The organism is Xanthobacter aminoxidans (assembly GCF_043193615.1).
GTDB lineage: Bacteria > Pseudomonadota > Alphaproteobacteria > Rhizobiales > Xanthobacteraceae > Xanthobacter > Xanthobacter aminoxidans.
Genome location: NZ_JBAFUS010000001.1, coordinates 1579158 through 1599156, shown reverse-complemented (window position 1 = coordinate 1599156; position 19999 = coordinate 1579158). Strand labels below are relative to the sequence as shown.

The following is a 19999-nucleotide window of genomic DNA, read 5'->3' as shown; positions in this document are numbered from 1 at the left end:
CCACTGCCAAGCCCGGCCGCACGCGAAAGCAGGCTCAAATCCGGCCCACGAGCGTGAGTTGTTTCAATGCCACCTATTGGCCGCGCTCAAGTATGGCACCTTACCCATTGGCGTCTTTCAGATATGCAGCACGCCCTCGGCGATCACCACCGCACCGCCGCCGATGGTGGCGCCCGTGACCTGCCCGCCCTTCACCGTGAAGCCGAGGTCGACCCGGCTCGGCCGGCCCATCTCGAAGCCCTGGTCGATGCGCACCTTATGGTGGCCGTCCACCCGGTTCTCGGCATCGAGCAGCACCCAGGGGAAGGCGGCGGCGGCGGAGCCGGTGGCCGGGTCCTCCTCCGTGCCGAGGCCGGGGGAGAACATGCGGGCGCGGAAGTCCGCGTCGCCTTCCTCGTCCAGCGTGTAGAGGTAAAGCGCCTCGCCGAAGCCGCCGAGGGAGGCGATGAAGGCCGCCTCGTCCGGCCGCGCGCGGGCGAGCGCCGTCAGGTCGGCCAGCGGCACGAACAGGAAGGGCACGCCGGCATTGGCGACGATGGGCCGGTGGGCGTCGAAGCCGATGTCGCTCTCGTCGAGGCTCAGCGCCTCGGCGCAGGCGGCGCGGGAGATGTTCACCTCCTCGATCTCGCCCTTGCGCGGCGCGGTGAACACGGCCGAGCCCTTGCGCGCGCCGGCCGGCGTGGCGCCCTGCGCCGCCACCTCGCAGGTGATGGTGCCGATGGTCTCCTCGATGCGCAGGGTGCCCGTGGCGAGCTTGTCCTCCAGCGCGAGGAGCACGGCGGCGCCGACGGTGGGATGACCGGCGAACGGCATCTCATGGGCGACGGTGAAGATGCGGATGCGGGCGCGGTTCGCCTTGTTCTTCGGCGGCAGCACGAACACCGTCTCGGAGACGTTGAACTCCCGCGCGATCTGCTGCATGGCCGCGTCGTCGAGCCCCTGGGCATCCAGCACCACGGCGAGCGGGTTTCCGCCGAAGGGGCGGGTGGTGAACACGTCCAGGGTCACGTACCGGCGCGGCATCTCAGCTCTCGAACGCTACAAGAGCACCCGCGCCCCCACGCCGGCCTCTTACCTCTGCTTGCCACAATTTAGCCTCAGATCGCCGAGGCCGGGAAGAGCCGCGAGGGGGTCACGAACTCGTCCTGCGCTTCCACCAGCAGCAATTCCCGAGACTGTGCTTTTTCGGTCCGGGTCAGCACCCCGTAAATGGAGGATGCGGCAAGGGAAACCGCCTGCGCGGTGGAGCCGGTGCGCAGCACGTGGAAGAAGAACAAGGCGGCGATGGCATCGCCCGCGCCATTGAGCGAAACCGCGAGGCGCGGCGTCCGCACCAGGAAGCGCCCGTCCGGCCCGGAGGCGAGGAGGTCGATCGAATCGGAGGGTGTTTCGCTGACATGCAGGCTGGTGACGAGGATCACCTTCGGCCCCAGCGCGTGCAGGGCGTCGCAGGCGGCGATGGCCTCCGGGAGTGTCGTGCAGGTGCGGCGGGTGAGAAGCTCCAGCTCGAACTGGTTGGGGGTGATGACATCCGCCGCCGGCACCGCCTGCTCGCGCATGAATTCCGGGATGCCCTGCCGCACGAAGATGCCGCGGCCCACATCGCCGATCACGGGATCGCAGCAATAGGCGGCGTTGCGGTTCGCCGCGCGCACCCGCGCCACTGCATCGAGGATGGCGGCGCCGATGTCGGCGGAGCCCATGTAGCCGGAGAGCACGCCGTCGCAGCGCGCCAGCACGCCGCGCTCGGCGATGCCCTCCACCAGATCGCCGATGACGGAGGCCTCGAACACCTGCCCGCGCCACGCGCCGTAGCCGGTGTGGTTGGAGAACTGCACGGTGTTGATGGGCCACACCTCCACTCCCAGCCGCTGCAGCGGGAACACGGCGGAGGCGTTGCCCACATGGCCGTAGGCGACGTGCGACTGGATGGAGAGGATGTTCATGGGGCCATTTCCGGGGGGCGCTGAACAGCCGGTTAACCCCATGCAGCCTCCGCCGACAAATGGAATCTGTTGATGCGGCCCCACGGCCCCGCTGATGTTTCCCCGCGCAACAGCAAGTGACCGCAACCGGACCTTTCGGCCACTGGAAATGCGCCGCGCAGGAGACTAAGCCGGAGCGCCGCCGCCCGATGGCGGCGCATTGTGCCGGTGACGCCTTGCCCTCGACCCGACTGCCGCTCCGTTTCCTTCTTGCCGCGCTGATGCTCGGCGGCCTTGTCGCGCCTGCGCACGCCGCCGGCCCGGCCTGCTATCCGCCCCAGGCGCTGGCGGCGAAGCCGGGCGAGGAGATCGTGCGGCCGCACACGGGCGGGCCGGGCCAACTGCCGGATATCTCGGTGCCGGCCTCGTCGCCGGTGCCGGCCGCGTTGCGCGGCTCCATCCGCCGGGTGGATCTGCCGCCGGGGGTGAAGATGGTGGCCCTCACCTTCGACCTCTGCGAGGCCTCCAGCGAGACCTCGGGCTATGACGGCGCCCTCGTGGATTACCTGCGCAGCGAGGGCATCGCCGCCACCTTCTTCGCCGGCGGCAAGTGGATGGTGAGCCATCCCGAGCGCGGCGGCCAGCTCACCGCAGATCCCGGCTTCGAGATGGGCAACCACACCTGGTCTCACGCCAATCTCACCGTGAAGACCGGCGAAGCCATGCGCCGGCAGGTGGACGATGCCGATATCGGCCTCGCCCTCGGCCGCAAGCAGGCGGAGGCGAAGGGCTGCATGCTGCCGAAGCCGCAGGCCATCAGCCTGTTTCGCTTTCCCTATGGCTCGTGCAGCGCCGAGTCGCTGAACTATGTGAACGACACCGGCCACCTCGCCATCCAGTGGGATGTTGATTCCGGCGATCCCGCCTTCATCGGCGCCAAGGGCATGGCCGACGACATGCTCCGCGGCATCAAGCCCGGCTCCATCGTGCTCATGCACGCCAACGGCCGCGGCAAGCACACCGCCGAGGCGCTGAAGATCCTCATCCCCGCGCTGCGCGCCAAGGGCTACCGCTTCGCCACCGTGGGCCAGCTGCTCGCCGCCGGCACGCCGGTGATCGCCCAGACCTGCTATTCCCTGAAGCCGGGCGATACCCGCATCTATGACGAGGCTGCGCGGACCGGAAAGCGCATCCTGCCGGTGCAGTAGGAGAAGGGGGAGCCGGCGGGAGGCATCCCACCTCACTCCACACCCCCTTGCTTCAGCCGTTCCGTTCGGCTATGAGCAGCCTCCCGTACTCGTGAGCGAAGAGCAGAGCGCCCCGTGTCGTCCCGCACGACCAAGACCGCCGCCTCTCAGCCCCGGACCATCAAGGTTCCGGGCAACGCTCTTATTCTGCGCGCGCTTCTTCTCCTTAGCCGCCCCTGAGGGCCGGCCGGGCTTGCGCCTGGGCACTCAGGGGAACCGCCGCCGCCGGGCCTGAAGACCCGGCGCCTGTTTTCGGCTTATGATCCGGACAACATGCCCCCAGACGGGCCGCGCCGGATGCGAGAAGGACCGCTCCCATGACTGCCAGCACCACCGTCGGCGCCAACGACCGCGTCATCATCTTCGACACCACCCTGCGCGACGGCGAACAGTGCCCCGGCGCCTCCATGACCTTCGAGGAGAAGCTCGAGGTGGCCGAGGTGCTGGACGAGATGGGCGTCGACGTGATCGAGGCCGGCTTCCCCATCGCCTCCATCGGTGATTTCGAGAGCGTGGCGGAGATCGCCCGCCGCACCAAGAACGCCACCATCGCCGGCCTCTCCCGCGCCGCCCTGAACGACATCGACCGCTGCGCCGAGGCGGTGAAGCATGCCCGCCGCGGGCGCATCCACACCTTCCTGTCCACCTCGCCCGTGCACATGAAGTACAAGCTCCAGAAGGAGCCGCACGAGGTGCTGGAGATGGTGGTGGCTTCCGTCACCCGCGCCCGCAACCACGTGGAGGACGTGGAGTGGTCGTCCGAGGACGGCACCCGCACCGAGATCGATTTCCTCTGCCGGTGCGTGGAGGCGGCGATCAAGGCCGGCGCCACCACCATCAACATCCCCGACACGGTGGGCTACACCACCCCGGCCGAGTATGAGGCGCTGTTCCGCACCGTGCGCGAGCGCGTGCCCAATTCGGACAAGGCCATCTTCTCCGTCCATTGCCACAATGACCTCGGCATGGCGGTCGCCAATTCGCTGGCTGGCCTCGCCGGCGGCGCGCGCCAGATCGAATGCACCATCAACGGCATCGGCGAGCGGGCGGGCAACGCCGCGCTCGAAGAGATTGTGATGGCCATCGACACCCGCTCGGACGTATTGCCCTATCGCACCGGCATCAATTCCAAGATGCTCACCCGCGTGTCCAAGCTGGTCTCGGCGGTGACGTCCTTCCCGGTGCAGTACAACAAGGCCATCGTCGGCCGGAACGCCTTCGCCCATGAGAGCGGCATCCATCAGGATGGAATGCTGAAGCACACCCAGACCTACGAGATCATGACGCCGGAGAGCGTGGGCGTCTCCAAGACCTCGCTGGTGATGGGCAAGCATTCCGGCCGCGCCGCCTTCCGCGACAAGCTCAAGGCCATGGGCTACGAGCTGGGCGAGAACGCGCTCAACGATGCGTTCACCCGCTTCAAGGACCTCGCCGACCGCAAGAAGGTGGTCTACGACGAGGACATCGAGGCGCTGGTGGATCAGGAGATCGCGGTCTCCCACGACCGCATCAAGCTCCTGTCCCTGTCGGTCATCGCCGGCACCCACGGCCCGCAGCGCGCCACCATGCGCGTCGAGGTGGATGGCCGCGTCATCACCGAGGAGGCCGAGGGCAACGGCCCGGTGGATGCTACCTTCAATGCCATCAAGGCTTTGGTGCCGCATCAGGCCAAGCTCGACCTCTATCAGGTCCATGCCGTGACCGAGGGCACCGATGCGCAGGCCGAGGTGTCCGTGCGCCTCGAGGAGAACGGCAAGGTGGTGACCGCCCGCGCCGCCAATCCCGACACGCTGGTGGCCTCCGCGCAGGCCTACATCACCGCGCTCAACAAGCTGCAGATGAAGCGCCAGAGCATGAACGCCCAGAGCGCTGCCGGCTGAGCGCTGCCGGCTGAGGCTTCCGACTAGTCATAAAATGAAGGCCGCCCCATGGGGCGGCCTTTTTCGTTGCGGGATCAGTTGCGGCCCGGTCCGTCGCCGGGAGCCCCCGCGGCCCCACCGGGACCACCTGCGCCGCCCGGCCGGGCGGCCGGCGTCGCGGGACCGGGGCGCGCAGCACCTGCGGCGGCTCCGCCCGGCGTCGGGCCGGGCTGGGCGCGCTCGCGGGCGGCCGGGGCGGCGGGCTCGCGCGCCGGTCCATCGCCCTGCACCCGGTTGGCCGGCCGCTCGGCTGGCGCGGCGCGCTGGGGCGCGGGACGCTCGGGGGCGGCGCGTTCGGGGGCCGCACGGTCGGGCGTGACCGCCCGATCCACCGGGCGGGGCTGATCGCGGCTGGGCCGCTCCGGCCGCTCCCGGTCAGCACGTGGGGAGGGGGCGTTCTTCGGCTGGTCCATCTGGCCGGGAGACGGGCGATCCTCGCGGCCCCGATCCGGATTGGTGGGCACGGCAGGACGGTTCGGCGCACTGTTCTGCTCCGGACGCGCGTTGCCGTCTGGCCTTGGCTGCGCCGGGGTGCCCGGCCGGTTGGGCGGCGTTTCCGGCTGGCGGCCCTGATCGGGCTGGGCCTGCCTGTCCTGACGCTCGGCGGGGCTCGCCGGCGACGCTGCATCCGGCTGACGGGCGCGGTCCGGCTCGGCCTGCCGCTCGCTGCGCTCCGGCTGGCCGCTGCGCGGCGTGTCAGGACGCGCCGCATTGGGCGGCGTGCGGTCCGGCGGCGTGGTCGGCGCATCGGGATTGCGTTGCGGGGAGCCCGGCGGGGTACCGGGCGCGCCGGGCCGGGCGGCCTCGCCGGCGCCGGGGGGCGGCATGTTCGGCATGCCGGGGCGAGCGCCGGGGGCGCCCGGCCGGTTGTCGTCGGTGGCGCGGGCGGGCACGGTGTTCGGCCGCTCCTGCCGGATCTTGTCGATCACCTGCTGCGCCCGCTCCTGGCGCTGCTCCACGCGCTGCTGCAGCTTCTCGTTCCGCGCCTTGATGGCTTCCAGGCGCTTCTCCTGAATCTCGGTCGCGTTGCGGTTGGCCTCCTCCACGGTCTTCTGGATGCGATCGCGCTGGCGCTCGCGCAACTGGTCGATCTCCCGTTCATAGGCGCGGTTGTTGCCCGACCAGCGCTGCTCGCGCAGCTGGCGCCGCTGGCTGTCGTCGATGACCGAGAGCAGCGCGGCCGAAGGCGCGGCAAGCCCCGGAACCCGCTCACCCACATAGTTGCGCACTAGGATGCGTCGGTCCTGCGGCAGCTCGCGCTCGAAGCGCGGCGGCGGGGGAACGCGGTTGGCACGGGCGACGCGCGGGCCGTAGATGCCCACATAGCCGCCGCGATCGACGAACTCGTCCCGGTAGTTGTCCACGAACACAACCCGGCGGGAGGGGATGCCGCCTTCGATCACGCTCGCATAGTCGCGACGGTCGACGAAGCGGGTCGTCACCACCCCGTCGCGATAGACCGGCTGGTAGATGCGCGGGTTGTCCCGCGACAGCCACACGGCAATCTGCGCGATGGGCGCCACATGCAGCGCCAGCTCCGGCGCGGCGAGGTAGCGGTTGTCCACGAACACCCAGCTTTCCGCCACCGGCGGGTCCATCACCCGCGGCGCGCCATAGGCATAGCCTCTGGAGTCGGGGGCGATGGGCGCCCAGCCGGTCTTGCCGCCGCCGCTGCGCCACGTCACCCAGGCCGGCGCCCAGGTGTCGCCGGGCACCCAGAACCAGCCATAGGCGGGCTCATACCCCCAGCGGCCGTAATGGTAGGTGGCCCAGGCGAAGGGCTCGGCCGAATCCCAGTACCAGCCGTAATCGTCCGTCCAAAGCCAGCGCCCCTCCTGATAGGGCCGCCAAGACGCGTCGAGGCCCGAGGGCACGAAGACGTAGTCATAGTCGGGATGGCGCACCCAGCTGCCGTGCTCGGCCAGCGGCTCGTAGAAAATGTTGATGTCCACCCGCTCACGGCCGGCCTGCTGCGGCTGGCCCTGGCTCCGTTTCTGCGCCTGCTGCGCGGTTGCCGGCGTCGCAACGGCGAGCGAAGCGACGGCGGGAACCGCGAGCGCGAGCGCCGCCGTGGAGAGCAGGGCTCGGGTGAGGGGCGAGCGCGAGATTCTCATGGCGTCTCCTTTCAAGAGTCGTCTCAAGAGAACCGGCCCGGCCCGCGCTTGTTCCTCGCGGAAATCGCCTGGAAAAATCGTTCTTTGCCAGATGCTTGCGTGACCCAGCGTGGCCGTGGTGCGGCCAGAAGGTGGCGAGGCGGGCGCAGGTGAGGTGCCATGCTGCCGACAACCCTACGGAAGTTCGGGCTTGACGCAGCGGCCGCCGCGACCTTCAAAAGGGTTCAGAAGGGGACGCCAAAGGATCCCTCAAGGAGGAGAATGCCCATGCGAATGCTCTCGGCCGCCCTCGCGCTCGCCGCGGCGATCGGATTGTCTGCGACGGCGACGGCGCAGGACTATCCTACGCGGCCGATCACCATGGTGGTTCCCTTCGCGGCCGGTGGCCCGACCGACACGGTGGCGCGTCTCGTCGCCGAATCCATGTCGAAGACGCTGGGCCAGCAGGTGGTCGTGGAGAACGTGGGCGGCGCCGGCGGCACCCGCGGCGCGGGCCAGGTGGCGAAGGCCGCGCCCGATGGCTACACCATCCTGCTCCACCATATCGGCCAGGCGACCGCGGCGACGCTCTATCGCAAGCTGCCCTACAATCCCGCGACCGACTTCGAGGCGGTGGGCCTCGTCACCGCCGTGCCGATGACCATGATCGCCAAGCCCGGCTTCGCCCCCAAGACCATGGCCGAGGCCGTGGACTATGTGAAGGCGAACAAGGACAAGGTGACCTACGGCAATGCCGGCGTCGGCTCCGCCTCGCACCTGTGCGGCATGCTGTTCATGTCCTCGATCGGCACCCAGATGACCACCGTTCCCTATCAGGGCACGGGTCCGGCCATGAACGACCTTGTCGGCGGCCAGATCGACCTCATGTGCGACCAGACCACCAACACCACCGGCCAGATCAAGGGCGGCAAGGTGAAGGCCTATGCCGTCACCACCAAGGGCCACGTGAAGTCGCTGCCCGACCTGCCCACCATGCAGGAGAGCGGCCTCAAGGACTTCGAAGTGGCGGTGTGGCACGGCATCTACGCCCCCAAGGGCACGCCCAAGGCCATCGTCGACAAGCTGAACGCCGCCCTCGACGTCGCCCTCAACGATCCCAAGGTGATCGCCCGCTTCGCCGACCTCGGCACCGAGCCGGAGCCGAAGGACCGCCGCAGCCCGGCCTTCCACAAGGATTTCGTCATCGCCGAGATCGCCAAGTGGAAGCCGGTGATCCAGGGCGCCGGCGTCTACGCCGACTGACCCCCCTCCGCGGTATCCAGCGTCGCGGCCGCAGCATGCCGGCCCGACGCCCCAGCTGATATCGGCGGGGTTTACGACCGCGCCGGCGAGCCTTCAGGAACGCATCCCGCGCGGCCGGCGCCCGCCGCGCGGGCCTTCCCACAGCAGGCCATCTGTCAGAGCGCAACCAAAACGCGCCGGCACCGAGGGGGGACATGAACATCATCCGCAATCCGAAGGACGTCCTCTCGGGCCTCCTCTTCATCGCCCTCGGGCTCTTGTTCGGCTGGCAGACCCAGGACCTGCCCATGGGCACGGCGGTGCGCATGGGGCCGGGTTATTTCCCGCTGGTGCTCTCGGGTCTGCTCGGCCTGCTCGGGCTCATCATCCTCATCAACGGCCTGCGCTTCCCCGGCGAGATGCCGAGCGGCATCGCCTGGCGGGCGGTGCTCATCATCACCGGCGCGGTGGTGTTCTTCGGCTTCGGCGTGCGGCCCCTCGGCTTCCTGCCCGCCCTCGGCATCTCGGTGTTCGTCTCGGCGCTGGCCTCGCGCCTGTTCACCTTCCGGACGGCGCTGCTGAACACCGCCGTGATGGTGGTGTTCGCCTGGGCCGTCTTCATCAAGGGCCTCGGCCTGCCGCTGCCGCTGCTCGGCCCGTGGCTCGGCGGATACTGAGGAGGCGCCCGTGGACCTTCTCGACAACCTCGCCCTCGGCTTCTCCGTCGCGCTGTCGCTGCAAAACGTCTTCTACTGCTTCGTCGGCGCGCTGCTCGGCACGCTGATCGGCGTTCTGCCCGGCCTTGGCCCGGTGGCGACCATCGCCATGCTGCTGCCGCTCACCTTCGGCCTGCCGCCGGTTTCCGCCCTCATCATGCTCGCCGGCATCTATTACGGCGCGCAGTATGGCGGCTCCACCACCGCCATCCTCATCAACCTGCCGGGCGAATCCTCGTCCGTGGTCACCGCCATCGACGGCCACCAGATGGCCCGCAAGGGCCGGGCGGGCGCGGCGCTCGCCACCGCCGCGCTGGGCTCCTTCTTCGCCGGCTCCGTGGCGACCCTCCTGCTGGCCCTGTTCGCGCCGCCGCTCGCCAACCTCGCGCTGCAGTTCGGGCCGCCGGAATATTTCTCGCTGATGGTGCTCGGCCTCATCGCCTCGGTGACGCTGGCCTCGGGCTCGGTGGTCAAGGCCATCGCCATGATCGTGCTGGGGCTGATCCTTGGCCTCTCCGGCCAGGACATCTACACCGGCACGCCGCGCTTCACCTTCGACATGCAGGAACTCTCCGACGGCTTCGACTTCGTGGCGCTGGCCATGGGCATGTTCGGCATCAGCGAGATCATCCGCAACCTGGAGGACGAACACCAGCGCTCGCTGGTGGCGGCCAAGGTGAAGAGCCTGATGCTCACGAAGGAGGAGTTCAAGCGCATCATCGCGCCCGTCCTGCGCGGCACGGTGATCGGCTCCTTCCTCGGCATCCTGCCGGGCGGCGGCGCCATGCTGTCCTCCTTCGCCTCCTATTCCATCGAGAAGAAAATCTCGAAGTACCCGCGCGAGTTCGGGCGCGGCGCCATCGAGGGCGTTGCGGGGCCGGAGAGCGCCAACAACGCCGGCGCGCAGACCTCCTTCATTCCCATGCTGACGCTGGGCATCCCCTCCAACCCGGTGATGGCGCTGATGATCGGCGCCCTCATCATCCAGGGCATCACGCCCGGTCCCAACGTGGTGACGGAGAAGCCCGACCTGTTCTGGGGCGTCATCGCCTCCATGTGGGTGGGCAACTTCATGCTGGTGCTGCTCAACCTGCCGCTCATCGGCATGTGGGTGCGCCTGCTCACCGTGCCCTACCACGTGATGTTCCCGGCCATCATCGCGTTCTGCTGCATCGGCGTGTACAGCGTGAACAACAACACGTTCGATGTGTACACCATGGCCCTGTTCGGCCTGCTCGGCTACGCGCTGGTGAAGCTCGATTGCGAGCCCGCCCCGCTGCTGCTCGGCTTCGTTATCGGCCCCATGCTGGAAGAGTATCTGCGCCGGGCCATGCTGATCTCGCGCGGCGACCCCACCGTGTTCGTCACCCGCCCCATCTCGGCCGTGCTGCTGCTGCTCGCATTGGCCGCTCTGGTGGTGGTGCTGCTGCCCTCGGTGCAGAAGGGCCGCGAGGAGGCGTTCAAGGAGTAAATCTTCAAGCGACGACGCGGCGGCGGAAAGGACCTGTGGAAATCTTCCCCGCCGCGCCGAACGAGGCCCTTGCCAGCCCGGAACTCATTTGCTACACGAACGCCTCCTTCGGGGGCCACCCCGGACGGGCGCATAGCTCAGTTGGTAGAGCAGCTGACTCTTAATCAGCGGGTCCTAGGTTCGAGCCCTAGTGCGCCCACCAAATCTTCCCAAACACTTAGGTCGATTTTAGGTGGTTCCGATCTTCCCAGATCGTGCGGCTGGGAAGCCTATGGGAAGTTGACCTCTCAACTCCAATCTTCCCAGCTTCCCAGTCAGCTGAGCCTTCCCTCGATCCACCGCCTTAGGTCACCGGAGCGAACTCCGATTCGGCGGGGCGACATCCGCACGAGAGGCGGACCATCACCAGCATCGATCCGGCGCCGGAAGGTTGACAGGCTCACGCCCGCGATGCGCGCGCACTCTGGAAGGTCGATGACGCGCATGTCGTCTAGGCTGGACGCGACCGTTTGCTGATTCACAGCACCCTCCCCATCTCGTATGCGTCCTGCCCGTGCGGCCCGATGCACTTTGCGGAGAAGAACTGGCGGTCGCCGATCTGGACGCCGAGCCACTTGGTGCCGCCCTGCCAGATGGTGGTGACTTCGGGTTCTATCCGCTTCCAGGAGCTGTCCCGGTAGCTGCGCGTCTCCATGACGGTGACGCAGGAGAGGGGCATCGGGCCGGGTGCGCACCACCAGTCGCGAGGGTCAGATTTCCCTGCGGCGAGCCGCTCCAGCCTTTCGACCTGGTCTCCTGTCCATTGCGCGAAGAGGCCGGGGATGATTGACCAATGGGCAAACCCGACGGGATCGAGCGTGAGCCGGACGGCCCATGTCTTTCCGTCCCTATAGGCTGGGCTGGCCATAGCGGTGGCGGTCCTGTCCCCATATCGGTTCGAGGTCGCCCACAGGAAGTCGGGGTCGGGGAATCCGCCGATCTTGTTGCGGCCGGCGCGCAGCTCGCCACTTTCGATGATCCACGGCAGGTGCGCGGTGCTGGTGAAGTGGTAAATGGGCACGCCCCGCGCCGCAGGGCTGGTGGACGCGGGAGCGGCGGGCGAGATAGCAGTGTTGATCGCCATCACGACGCCTCCCCGGCCGGAAGCGCCGGCACGTCGACCCGGAAGCCGTCCGGCGTGTGCTGCACGGTGGCGTGGTGGAGGCCGTTAACGCGAAGCAGCAGCCGCACGCCCTCGATGGCGGTGTCGACCACATATTTCCGCGTCTTGCGCACCATCCGGCTTTCGCCGCGGATCTTGCGCCAGTGCCGCTCTTCGAGGAGAGCATGCACCACCACGCAATCGTCGTAGTGGGTGATTTCGCCGAGAAGACTGTTCTCGTCCTGGCTGCGCGCGAGCGGGTGATAGCAGAGCGTGTGCAGGTGGGGCTGCTTTCGCTCCGCTCGGGCCCGGCGCTTCATCGGGATGACGTTGCTCACTGGCCACCCTCCATCAGCAGGAGGTCGCGGACGATGGAGAGCGCGAGGTCCACATCGCTGACGTTTTCGGGGATGTCGGTGCAAAGGCCGTCGGGGGTCTCTTCACCAGAGCTATACAGCGTCACCCTGGCCTTGAAGAGGACTTCGTCGACGGTGGCGGCCTTCTCGGCCATGATCTCCCGCCGCTTCGCGACCATCTCTTGCCCGAGGCGAGCATCTTCGGCATCGAGGAGATCGAGCCCGATGGCGCGCTTGATGCCGAGCTCTTCGCCGCGGTAGCGTTCCCATGCGCCGATGATTTCGAAGGCGCGCTTCTGAGCCGCGGGAGTGATCTGCGGGGTGCACCTGAGGTCGTCGGCGTAACCTCCATGGTACCAGGCGGGGTCGTCGCCGATTTCACGCTCCCGCGGGACGCCGCAGGTCAGGCGCAGAGCCGCGTCGCTCGCTCGATACAGCCAGTCGGGATCGCTGAGCCTCGGTGTCCGCAGGTCGAAGAGGCGATCTTCCAGCGGTTCCCGGCGCTGCTGGATATCTCTATCGCGCGCAAGGAGCGCCTCCCACTCCTCCTGCAGGACCATAAGGCGGGACTTGGCGGCGGGCCCGTGATGCACCTTCTTGGCCTTGCACGGAAGTTTGGTCACGACGTTCATCGCGCAGACCTCCTGCCGATTTCGCGGAGGCTGGCGGACAAGGTTTGACAGATGGTCGAGAAATCCTCCTCCTCGGGGCCAGCTCCGCCCGCCGCCCCATAGCAGGCGCGAGTGGGCAGATGCTCCAGGAGGGCGAAGAAGCCTTCGCGGCTGGTGGGGACGGTGGCGATCAGGCAGGCCAGCGCCTCTTCAGCCTGCTTGCCCTGGTGGTGGGCGAACGCCTCGGCGGCGTCGACCTCCGCACTGTCCTTTCCGAGCTTGCCCTCTATCCGGCTGCGACGGGTAAGTGCCGCGTCCCATGCGCTGTAGCAGCGGATGTTCTCGGCGATGGCAGCGAAGATGGGATCGACGAAGTCGTCAACGGTGGGGTCGATCTCGGGCAGGGCGAGCTCAGAGGTCTCAGTCGCTGGGCTCTTGGCGAGCATGGCGGGCGCTCCATCGGGTGGCGATGGAGTAATAATGCATTAATGCTATTTTTGGTCAATCGTGAAATTGCTTAAATGCTCATTTCAAATGGGCGGCACGCACCACGTAGAGCACTTCTCCGATTATTTTCACAGACTTGTCGTCGCCCTCGGGTGGATAGGGAATCTCATCAACGAAACGATAGTCGCGGGATGCAAAGTGCAGGACAGGCCCATGAGCGCCACGGGCAATCACACGCGCGGAAACCTCAATCCATCGATCATCGGGAGTTCTCCTTTCGACGATCACGACATCGCCTGCTATAGGCGCGCGGCCAGACGCTTCAAGTCGCACACAGAATAGCACGTCGCCGTCGTTGGCTATTTTTTCCAAGCTGCGGCCGCGCATGACAAGGCCGAAACAATCTTTCGGTTCATAGTTCGATGAACGCAGGAGAAGTGGTGGATATAGGCCAACGTCAGCGATTTCTGGCTCTCGCCACGCACCTGCTTCAGCCTCCCCGACTATCGCGGTAAGCCCTGGCGCGGAACCGGGTTCGCCCCAGCGCTTGGGGTCATAGACCCGATCGTCAAAGACGGACGCGAGGCTGGCCGTCGCTAAGTCGGGGGCGGAGAAGAACGGCCCGGGGCTAATGCCGCTGGCCTCCGCGATCCGGCTGATGGTCTTCGTGGTCAGCGTGAACTTGTGACCAGGGTCGTTCAGCGGGCGCGTGAGCGTGGTCGCGGCCACCCCGGCGCGCTTCGCAAGCTCGGTGGCAGATATCCCCATCTCCTTCAGAACGAAGCGAAGATAGGCGGTGGCGGCGGGTTCGTTTGTGCTCATAGCCGCAGTTATGCACTTCTCTGTGCATATTTGCATCATGCATTAAAGCTTGCATTCAGAGCTTTTCTGCATCATGGTTACCGAGCCATGACGATCCAGCACGAAATTGCTTCGCTCCAAGCCCGCCTGACCGAATTCGGCATCTCCATCGGCGAGATGCTGGCGGAGGCGCATATCGACCGCTCGATGTGGACGCGGTGGCGTAGGGGGGCCACCGTGCCTCGGCTCGACAACTGGTACGCTGCGCGCGACGCGGCGGAGCGCCTTATCGCGGCCCGTGTGCGCAACGCCAAGGTCGCGGCGCCGGCCGGCGAGGCCCAGCCATGAGGGCTCATTTCTTCAGCCAGGGCTTCATTTCATCCCGCGAGATCGCGTCCGCCTCAATGGCATCCATGCGCCCTCGGATCGCGGAGAGCTCATGCTCACAGGCCACGATGAATTTTCGAGCAGTGTCGATCACGATGACCGCGTCCCGCAAGTCTGACTTCTTCGTGAAGAGCGGCGTAACAAAAGGAGGCGGCTCAGGGATCTGGGGCTCGCCCTCGAATGGTTCGATGCGCCCGGCTAACCGGGCCACATCGCGCCGCAACCGCTCTGTCTCGAACAAAAGCTTTTCTGCAGCGTCTGCGATCCGCGAAACGTTGCGCTGCAATTCATCCGGCGTCATGGCCGGCCGCGGTTCTTTCATCGGCTCGATTCCGTTCGCTGGTGGCGCGGGGATTGAAGGGGATAGGCCGGCTACCACGACTCATTCCTACAACCATAGCCGAGACGGAGGAGTCGTATGAGCGCCGGCCCGGCTCCGACATCGGCGAAATCCGAGCAATCCACCAAGTTTGAGCCGCCCAGCTGGCGCACGGATCGCTACATCTCCTGTACCGATACGGCGAAGCTGGTGCGCGCGGCCCTGAAACGCGAGTTTCCAGGGGTGCGGTTCAGTGTGCGCGTGTGCCGATATGTCGGCGGTGGCGGCTCCATAGACGTGTGCTGGGTCGATGGCCCTGAACCGGAGACGGTGAGGCCAGTCGCCTGCGCCTATGAGGGGGCCCGCTTCGACGGGATGATCGACTTCGGATCCCACGTGACGCACTACCTGACGGCGGACGGCCGTGCGTTCCTGGCCGAAGATCACGGCACTGTCGGCATGCACGGCACAAGGAGGCCTCACCGCGCCTTCAAGCCGACGCCCGATGCCGAGCGCGTCCGTTTTGGCGCCGACTACATCCTCTGCTTCCGCAGACCGAACCTCGCGGAAGAGAAGCCCGTCCAAGCATCCCCCGTCTCCGACAGCGGGGAGGCTCATGACCCTTGCCCATTCTGACATCGCCACCATCAGGCTCGCGAGCGAAGCCGTGACCGAGGCCTTCATGGCGGCCCACCGTGATGGTGGGAAGCATATGGCAGTCGCCGTGGCGGTGAATTGCCTGTCGTCGGCCGCGCATCTTCTCCTTGGTGCTGTTGGCCGCGAGGTCACGGCAGAGGAATTGCGCACGCTGGCCGGCGAGATCGAGGCCTATGAGCCGGCGGTGAAGCAAGAGCCCAGCGAGGCCCCCTGATGGTCGCTTTCTATCGCCATGACATCCCCGGATGGATGGACGGGACGGAGGCGCTTGGGCACCTCGAATACCGCGCCTACCACGTGATCTGCCAGCTCATCCATCTGAACGACGGGCCGATCTCTTTCAACGAGAGGGGTATCGCGGGCCGCTGCAACATGCGTCTCGACCACTTCCGTAGGGCATTGGCCGCCTTGGTACAGGGCGGGAAGGTACGGATCGCTGACGGTGTCGTCTTCAACGAACGCTGTGTCCGCGGTGCACCAGGAGAACGTCCGTGACGGAGCTGCGAAGGGACATGCCTGCGCCACTCGTGCCCGCCGACGTTGATCTGCGGGATCTTCCGTACATGCCGGTCGATATCGGCCGGCTGTTTGGCAGCGAGTTCAATGGACAGGCCAATGACGCCGAGTGGCGGGCGGCGGTCACTTTGTGGCTGAAGAGCTATCACCAGGTACCGGCCGCCTCCCTTCCTTCCGACGATGTGCAACTGGCTCGGCTGGCCGAGTTCGGTCGCGATGTTCGGGGCTGGAAGAAGGTCAAGGAGAAGGCACTTTGGGGCTGGGTCCGGTGCGAGGACGGTCGCATCTATCACCCCGTCGTCGCCGAGAAAGCGCTGGAGGCGTGGATCGGAAGGCTCAGTCTGCGGCTGAAAGGAGCGGTCGCAATCGCGAAACGATGGAAGAAGGAGGCCGACACCACTTCCATCGAGGCGGAAATCGGAATTGCGGTGGGCTTGCTGCGGTCTCTGAACCCTTCGGCGCGCGTTCTGCACAGCCCTAATATGGGAAAGCTTGCGCCTGTAAAGCCGGACACCCCTCCTGAGGAATACCACGGGTATACCGAGGGTAAGCCGGACACCCCTCCTGAGGAATACCACGGGTATACTAAGGAGAAGGAGAAGGAGAAGGAGAAGGAGAAGAAAGAAAAAGAATCTGGTGCGCTTCGCGCCGATCCGCCTCCGGCGCCCGCCGATGTCCCTTCTTTCGATGATCTTCCGCCCCCCAGCCCGACGCCTGTCCCGGCGGATATGTCCGATGATGGCGGCGACCCGCGTGGCAGCCTGGAGGATCAGTACTGGCATCGGGTCGGGCTTGTGGTCGCCGGGACGCGGGTCGCGCGCAGCCGGTTCGGCCAGCTTGCGAACCTGCTCAACGGCGACTTCGAGCGCGGGCTCGTGATTATCGATGCCGTGGCGAAGGCGAAGACGCCATCTGCCTACCTCGGCGCGATCATCCGGGACATGACGGCGGAAACCAGCGGCGCCGCGCCTCCGAAGCGCGCCAAGGGTGAGCCCGAGTGGGTCGCGCGACGCCGGGCCGAGGGCGCCTTCGTCGAGCGCGAGGGTCCGAACCGCTGGCGCGACTGCGGCATCCTTCACGACGACGAAGGGCGGGAGGTCGGATGGTAATCGACGAACTCCGCCGAAAAGGGATCGCGGTCCCCGGCGCCCGCGGTGAGTTCCGCGTCCGCTGCCCCCAATGCTCACCGACGCGGCGAAAGAAAACCGACCGCTGCCTTGCTGTGAAGGTCGAACAAGATGGCGCATGTTGGCACTGTTGGCACTGCGGATGGTCAGGCGGCGTCGGTAGCGAGCCTCGGCCAGCGAGCGGAAGCGTACGCCCGGGAGCGAGGCATAAGCCGGACGACTTTGGAGCAGCTCGGCGTCGTCTCCGCTACGGTCTTCTTCCCTGAGCTGAAGGGCAGTTCCGAAGCGATCATCTTCCAGTACTTCGTCGGCGGGAAGCGGACCTTCTGGAAGGGTCGAGCCTTTCCGGACAAGGCTTTCGTGGCCCAGAAGGGCGGAGAGGTCGCGTTCTACAACCTCGAAAACGTCCTCGCCGATATCCCGGAGACGGTGTTCATCACCGAGGGCGAGTTCGACTGCGCCGCGCTCGTCGAGGCTGGGATCGGGCTGAACCAGGTGCTCAGCGTACCGACGGGTGCACCGGAGAAGCCGATCCCTGATGATGAGCCGATCAGCGGCTACGGCTTTGTGGATGACGCGCTGAGGGCCGGCCTGAGCAGGGTGAAGCGGTTCGTCTGGTGCGGCGACGGGGACGCCAATGGCCTGGCCCTGCGCCAGAACATGGCGCGGATATTCGGCTTCGCCCGCTTCTGGTTCGTGGACTGGCCCGAGGGCATCAAAGACCCGAACCAGATGCTCATGACCGATGGCCCGGAGGACCTTCGCGACCTCGTGGTCAATGGGTGCCGCCCATGGCCGGTGCAGGGCGTCTATCGCATCTCGGAGATCCCCGAGCCTCCACCGCTCACCCTGTGGACGCCGGGGTTCGTCGAATGGGAGGGCAAGGTGAAGCTCGCCCCGGGGACCATGAGCGTCGTCACGGGGCACCCCGGCCACGGCAAGACGGCGCTTTGGGCGCAGATCTGGTTCAGCATTGTGCGGAAGTACGGCGTCGGCGCCTGCATGGCGACGTTCGAGACGAGGCCGGTCCCGCACATGCGCCGCACCCTGCGCACCCTGTTCTGGGGCAAGCTCGAATGCGACATGTCGCCGGAGGAGAAGGCCCGGGCCGACTACTGGATCGATGACCGATATCGCTGGATCATCCATCCGGACCAGAAGCCGACCCTTGGCTGGCTGCTGGACATGGCCGAGGTGGCCGTGATCCGCCACGGCGCCCGCATCGTCCAGATTGACCCCTGGAATCGCTTGGAGAGCCAGCGGGGGCCGAACGAGACCGAGACCGACTATATCGGCCGCTGCCTCACCAGCCTGTATGTGTTCGCCCAGCAGATGAATGTTCATGTCCAGGTACTTGCCCACCCGTCCAAGATGGACGGTCCACGGAAGGGCAAGGCGCCAGAGCTGGATGACATCGCGGGCTCGAAGCATTGGGACAATCGCGTCGATCAGGGCTTCGTCGTGCACCGGCCAAAGCTGTTCGAAGGCGGCCAGCGCTGCACCGACGCCGAGCTTCTCTACAAGAAATCCCGGTTCGAGGAGCTGGGCTACCCCTGCAAGCTGCTGATGCGGTTCGATACCGCCCGGCGCACCTACGTTTCCGTCGACTACGAGGCCTGACATGACGACGAAACCGAAGCTGGACGCCCGGGCCCGCCTCGCCTCCGCTGAAGCCGCGGTGGCGCGCTGGCGGAAGTCCATCGCCGCGGCGGAGGCGGACAAGCTGCGCGCAGCGGACAGGGGCGACCATAACCGCGTGGTGTCCATCCTGGACAAGCTGGAGCGGCTGAAGGACCGGCTTGCCGCCGCCGAGGTGCGGCTCGTGCACCTGCGCGAGGGCCTGCCGAAGGCGCTGAAGCGGGAGCAGGCCGTGAAGCGCGCCGTCCGCGGTGGGGTGAAGCTCGCGGAGCGAGTGGCCGCCTCGGCGCCGGTGGCGGCGGCAGGGTGGGCGGCGGATAGGGAAAAGGCTCGCGTTGCTGATCTCCGCCGGCGGCGGCGGGGAGTGAAGGCCGAAGGCGAGGACGGCAAGGTGGCGCGCGGCCGCAAGGAAGTCCCGGATCCGTGGGAGCCCGGCGCCCGCATCTCTGTGCCCTGCAACACCCGGGAAAGCCCGATCGAGCACATGGCGGCGCGGAAGCGCATCGACGCGGCTCAGAAGGCGGCGGCGGATCGATATCGGGCGGTGTACGAGCGCGCCCAGCTGGGGCCGCTGCGCGCCATGGACCCGGCCAAGGAGAAGCTGGACGGAGGCGGCTCTGGGGATGCCTTCAGTGACGGGATGCTGGATGCAGCCCGCGAGCTCGCCGCCACGAACCGGAGCGTTGGTCGAGTTGCCGCGGCGCTGCTGATCGACGTGGTGGGCGAGGGCGTCACCCTGGACGAGATGGCGAAACGATACCCGCACCTGCAGGACAAGCGGGCCCAAGGGTACGTCACCGGCCGGCTCATCGAGGCGCTGGATCAGCTCGTGGACCGTTGGGGGTTGATCGCAGAGGGTCAGCTTAAGCCCCAGGCCCGAGGCAGCGGACCGATCTCCATTTCAGGCCCGCAGGTCGAGCACGATCTCGTGCGGCCGGCCCGCGCTGTCGACAAGCTGATGCACCTGCCTAGCCTTGCCAAATCCACGTGAATGGTGGGCTAATCTCGTACCGCCACCGATTCAAGGGCAGGATATGACCGAACCAAAGGCATGGATCGTACTCGTTTGGACCGACCTGAACAAAAATGGAATGAAGGTACTCGTGGGCTATGCGGCGGGCTTCTCTGATCTCGAAGATGCGGTTGAAGCCGTCCTGAAGCACCTCGGTGAACCCGACAACTCGAACGTCTGTGATCCAGCACCACTTCGGCAAAGCACCATCGATGCTCTGAATATCAGGCCAGGTGAAGTTCGAATGCTGTAGGCGGCGATATTTTGGACGCATCCACCTTGACATGGACCCGATCATATGGCCCATTCTTCGTAGACGCCGTCCTGCGCCCTGAACCTGAAACCCTCGCTTCGGCGGGGGTTTTGCTTTTGAA

At 66.8% G+C, this 19999-nt stretch carries 22 protein-coding genes and 1 tRNA gene; 14 read left to right on the top strand and 9 right to left on the bottom strand.

What is annotated here, in order from left to right; all coding sequences use genetic code 11:
- Positions 1-117: 117 nt before the first annotated feature.
- Together V5F74_RS07310 and pdxY are read right to left on the bottom strand one after the other, a co-directional pair.
- On the bottom strand, positions 118-1023 hold the full coding sequence (locus tag V5F74_RS07310) for a PhzF family phenazine biosynthesis protein (protein WP_029555423.1): 906 nt from the start codon (positions 1021-1023) through the stop codon (positions 118-120).
- Between the two features lie 74 nt (positions 1024-1097).
- Positions 1098-1946 (bottom strand): pyridoxal kinase PdxY, encoded by an 849-nt coding sequence (gene pdxY / locus V5F74_RS07305; RefSeq protein WP_029555422.1) that lies wholly within the window; start codon positions 1944-1946, stop codon positions 1098-1100.
- A gap of 215 nt (positions 1947-2161) precedes the next feature.
- Here pdxY and V5F74_RS07300 point away from each other — a divergent pair, with 215 nt between their 5' ends.
- Together V5F74_RS07300 and V5F74_RS07295 are read left to right on the top strand one after the other, a co-directional pair.
- The gene (locus V5F74_RS07300) at positions 2162-3133 is read left to right on the top strand and encodes a polysaccharide deacetylase family protein (RefSeq protein ID WP_394007108.1); all 972 of its coding nucleotides are present in this window, start codon (positions 2162-2164) and stop codon (positions 3131-3133) included.
- Positions 3134-3489: 356 nt separating this feature from the next.
- Complete coding sequence (locus V5F74_RS07295; protein WP_029555420.1) at positions 3490-5052, top strand: 2-isopropylmalate synthase; 1563 nt, start codon at positions 3490-3492, stop codon at positions 5050-5052.
- A gap of 74 nt (positions 5053-5126) precedes the next feature.
- Here V5F74_RS07295 and V5F74_RS07290 read toward each other — a convergent pair whose 3' ends face one another.
- Positions 5127-7205: a DUF6600 domain-containing protein gene (locus tag V5F74_RS07290; protein ID WP_394007106.1), complete on the bottom strand. Its 2079-nt coding sequence runs from the start codon at positions 7203-7205 to the stop codon at positions 5127-5129.
- A 267-nt stretch (positions 7206-7472) separates the two neighbouring features.
- Here V5F74_RS07290 and V5F74_RS07285 point away from each other — a divergent pair, with 267 nt between their 5' ends.
- The 4 genes from V5F74_RS07285 to V5F74_RS07270 all read left to right on the top strand — a co-directional run bounded on the left by V5F74_RS07285 (position 7473) and on the right by V5F74_RS07270 (position 10815).
- On the top strand, positions 7473-8447 hold the full coding sequence (locus V5F74_RS07285; protein ID WP_024280513.1) for a tripartite tricarboxylate transporter substrate binding protein BugD: 975 nt from the start codon (positions 7473-7475) through the stop codon (positions 8445-8447).
- 194 nt (positions 8448-8641) lie between these two features.
- The gene (locus V5F74_RS07280; protein ID WP_029555417.1) at positions 8642-9103 is read left to right on the top strand and encodes a tripartite tricarboxylate transporter TctB family protein; all 462 of its coding nucleotides are present in this window, start codon (positions 8642-8644) and stop codon (positions 9101-9103) included.
- A gap of 10 nt (positions 9104-9113) precedes the next feature.
- Positions 9114-10613 (top strand): tripartite tricarboxylate transporter permease, encoded by a 1500-nt coding sequence (locus V5F74_RS07275; protein ID WP_250168497.1) that lies wholly within the window; start codon positions 9114-9116, stop codon positions 10611-10613.
- A gap of 126 nt (positions 10614-10739) precedes the next feature.
- Positions 10740-10815, top strand: a tRNA-Lys gene (locus V5F74_RS07270).
- Between the two features lie 315 nt (positions 10816-11130).
- On the opposite strand, the gene V5F74_RS07265 is transcribed toward V5F74_RS07270, so the two are convergent.
- The 5 genes from V5F74_RS07265 to V5F74_RS07245 all read right to left on the bottom strand — a co-directional run bounded on the left by V5F74_RS07265 (position 11131) and on the right by V5F74_RS07245 (position 13990).
- A complete protein-coding gene (locus V5F74_RS07265) occupies positions 11131-11736 on the bottom strand; it encodes a hypothetical protein (RefSeq protein ID WP_394007104.1) in 606 nt (201 codons plus the stop codon).
- Complete coding sequence (locus V5F74_RS07260; RefSeq protein WP_394007102.1) at positions 11736-12092, bottom strand: hypothetical protein; 357 nt, start codon at positions 12090-12092, stop codon at positions 11736-11738. Before V5F74_RS07260 ends, V5F74_RS07265 begins: the two co-directional genes overlap by 1 nt.
- Positions 12089-12742, bottom strand: a complete 654-nt coding sequence (locus V5F74_RS07255; RefSeq protein ID WP_394007100.1) for a hypothetical protein — start codon at positions 12740-12742, stop codon at positions 12089-12091. The genes V5F74_RS07260 and V5F74_RS07255 overlap by 4 nt, the downstream gene beginning before the upstream one ends.
- Positions 12739-13167 carry a hypothetical protein gene (locus tag V5F74_RS07250; RefSeq protein WP_394007098.1) on the bottom strand — a complete coding sequence of 143 codons (429 nt, stop codon included), beginning with the start codon at positions 13165-13167 and terminating at the stop codon, positions 12739-12741. Before V5F74_RS07250 ends, V5F74_RS07255 begins: the two co-directional genes overlap by 4 nt.
- Before the next feature lie 79 nt (positions 13168-13246).
- Positions 13247-13990 carry a helix-turn-helix domain-containing protein gene (locus V5F74_RS07245; RefSeq protein ID WP_394007097.1) on the bottom strand — a complete coding sequence of 248 codons (744 nt, stop codon included), beginning with the start codon at positions 13988-13990 and terminating at the stop codon, positions 13247-13249.
- Positions 13991-14077: 87 nt separating this feature from the next.
- Here V5F74_RS07245 and V5F74_RS07240 point away from each other — a divergent pair, with 87 nt between their 5' ends.
- Positions 14078-14317, top strand: a complete 240-nt coding sequence (locus V5F74_RS07240; protein WP_394007095.1) for a hypothetical protein — start codon at positions 14078-14080, stop codon at positions 14315-14317.
- A gap of 4 nt (positions 14318-14321) precedes the next feature.
- Here the strand turns inward: V5F74_RS07240 and V5F74_RS07235 are convergent, their stop codons facing one another.
- Positions 14322-14678: a hypothetical protein gene (locus tag V5F74_RS07235; RefSeq protein WP_394007093.1), complete on the bottom strand. Its 357-nt coding sequence runs from the start codon at positions 14676-14678 to the stop codon at positions 14322-14324.
- Between the two features lie 96 nt (positions 14679-14774).
- On the opposite strand from V5F74_RS07235, the gene V5F74_RS07230 reads away from it, so the two are divergent.
- The 7 genes from V5F74_RS07230 to V5F74_RS07200 all read left to right on the top strand — a co-directional run bounded on the left by V5F74_RS07230 (position 14775) and on the right by V5F74_RS07200 (position 19878).
- Positions 14775-15311: an LPD29 domain-containing protein gene (locus V5F74_RS07230; protein ID WP_394007091.1), complete on the top strand. Its 537-nt coding sequence runs from the start codon at positions 14775-14777 to the stop codon at positions 15309-15311.
- Positions 15292-15546, top strand: coding sequence for a hypothetical protein (locus tag V5F74_RS07225; RefSeq protein WP_394007089.1), 255 nt, complete (start codon positions 15292-15294; stop codon positions 15544-15546). Before V5F74_RS07230 ends, V5F74_RS07225 begins: the two co-directional genes overlap by 20 nt.
- A complete protein-coding gene (locus tag V5F74_RS07220) occupies positions 15546-15827 on the top strand; it encodes a YdaU family protein (protein WP_394007087.1) in 282 nt (93 codons plus the stop codon). The genes V5F74_RS07225 and V5F74_RS07220 overlap by 1 nt, the downstream gene beginning before the upstream one ends.
- Positions 15824-16957: a DUF1376 domain-containing protein gene (locus V5F74_RS07215; protein ID WP_394007085.1), complete on the top strand. Its 1134-nt coding sequence runs from the start codon at positions 15824-15826 to the stop codon at positions 16955-16957. Before V5F74_RS07220 ends, V5F74_RS07215 begins: the two co-directional genes overlap by 4 nt.
- A gap of 129 nt (positions 16958-17086) precedes the next feature.
- Positions 17087-18595, top strand: coding sequence for a DnaB-like helicase C-terminal domain-containing protein (locus tag V5F74_RS07210; protein WP_394007083.1), 1509 nt, complete (start codon positions 17087-17089; stop codon positions 18593-18595).
- Position 18596: 1 nt separating this feature from the next.
- Complete coding sequence (locus tag V5F74_RS07205; protein ID WP_394007081.1) at positions 18597-19604, top strand: hypothetical protein; 1008 nt, start codon at positions 18597-18599, stop codon at positions 19602-19604.
- 43 nt (positions 19605-19647) lie between these two features.
- Positions 19648-19878, top strand: coding sequence for a hypothetical protein (locus tag V5F74_RS07200; protein WP_394007079.1), 231 nt, complete (start codon positions 19648-19650; stop codon positions 19876-19878).
- Positions 19879-19999 lie beyond the last annotated feature (121 nt).

Bases quoted from the DNA above. Each gene is read 5' to 3' on its own strand.
- V5F74_RS07290 (WP_394007106.1), bottom strand. From the start codon at position 7,205: ATGAGAATCTCGCGCTCGCCCCTCACCCGAGCCCTGCTCTCCACGGCG.
- V5F74_RS07255 (WP_394007100.1), bottom strand. From the start codon at position 12,742: ATGAACGTCGTGACCAAACTTCCGTGCAAGGCCAAGAAGGTGCATCAC.
- V5F74_RS07205 (WP_394007081.1), top strand. From the start codon at position 18,597: ATGACGACGAAACCGAAGCTGGACGCCCGGGCCCGCCTCGCCTCCGCT.
- V5F74_RS07250 (WP_394007098.1), bottom strand. From the start codon at position 13,167: ATGCTCGCCAAGAGCCCAGCGACTGAGACCTCTGAGCTCGCCCTGCCC.
- V5F74_RS07280 (WP_029555417.1), top strand. From the start codon at position 8,642: ATGAACATCATCCGCAATCCGAAGGACGTCCTCTCGGGCCTCCTCTTC.
- V5F74_RS07220 (WP_394007087.1), top strand. From the start codon at position 15,546: ATGGTCGCTTTCTATCGCCATGACATCCCCGGATGGATGGACGGGACG.
- V5F74_RS07245 (WP_394007097.1), bottom strand. From the start codon at position 13,990: ATGAGCACAAACGAACCCGCCGCCACCGCCTATCTTCGCTTCGTTCTG.
- V5F74_RS07225 (WP_394007089.1), top strand. From the start codon at position 15,292: ATGACCCTTGCCCATTCTGACATCGCCACCATCAGGCTCGCGAGCGAA.
- V5F74_RS07265 (WP_394007104.1), bottom strand. From the start codon at position 11,736: ATGGCGATCAACACTGCTATCTCGCCCGCCGCTCCCGCGTCCACCAGC.
- V5F74_RS07230 (WP_394007091.1), top strand. From the start codon at position 14,775: ATGAGCGCCGGCCCGGCTCCGACATCGGCGAAATCCGAGCAATCCACC.
- V5F74_RS07235 (WP_394007093.1), bottom strand. From the start codon at position 14,678: ATGAAAGAACCGCGGCCGGCCATGACGCCGGATGAATTGCAGCGCAAC.
- V5F74_RS07240 (WP_394007095.1), top strand. From the start codon at position 14,078: ATGACGATCCAGCACGAAATTGCTTCGCTCCAAGCCCGCCTGACCGAA.
- V5F74_RS07210 (WP_394007083.1), top strand. From the start codon at position 17,087: ATGGCGCATGTTGGCACTGTTGGCACTGCGGATGGTCAGGCGGCGTCG.
- V5F74_RS07200 (WP_394007079.1), top strand. From the start codon at position 19,648: ATGACCGAACCAAAGGCATGGATCGTACTCGTTTGGACCGACCTGAAC.
- V5F74_RS07295 (WP_029555420.1), top strand. From the start codon at position 3,490: ATGACTGCCAGCACCACCGTCGGCGCCAACGACCGCGTCATCATCTTC.
- pdxY (WP_029555422.1), bottom strand. From the start codon at position 1,946: ATGAACATCCTCTCCATCCAGTCGCACGTCGCCTACGGCCATGTGGGC.
- V5F74_RS07285 (WP_024280513.1), top strand. From the start codon at position 7,473: ATGCGAATGCTCTCGGCCGCCCTCGCGCTCGCCGCGGCGATCGGATTG.
- V5F74_RS07310 (WP_029555423.1), bottom strand. From the start codon at position 1,023: ATGCCGCGCCGGTACGTGACCCTGGACGTGTTCACCACCCGCCCCTTC.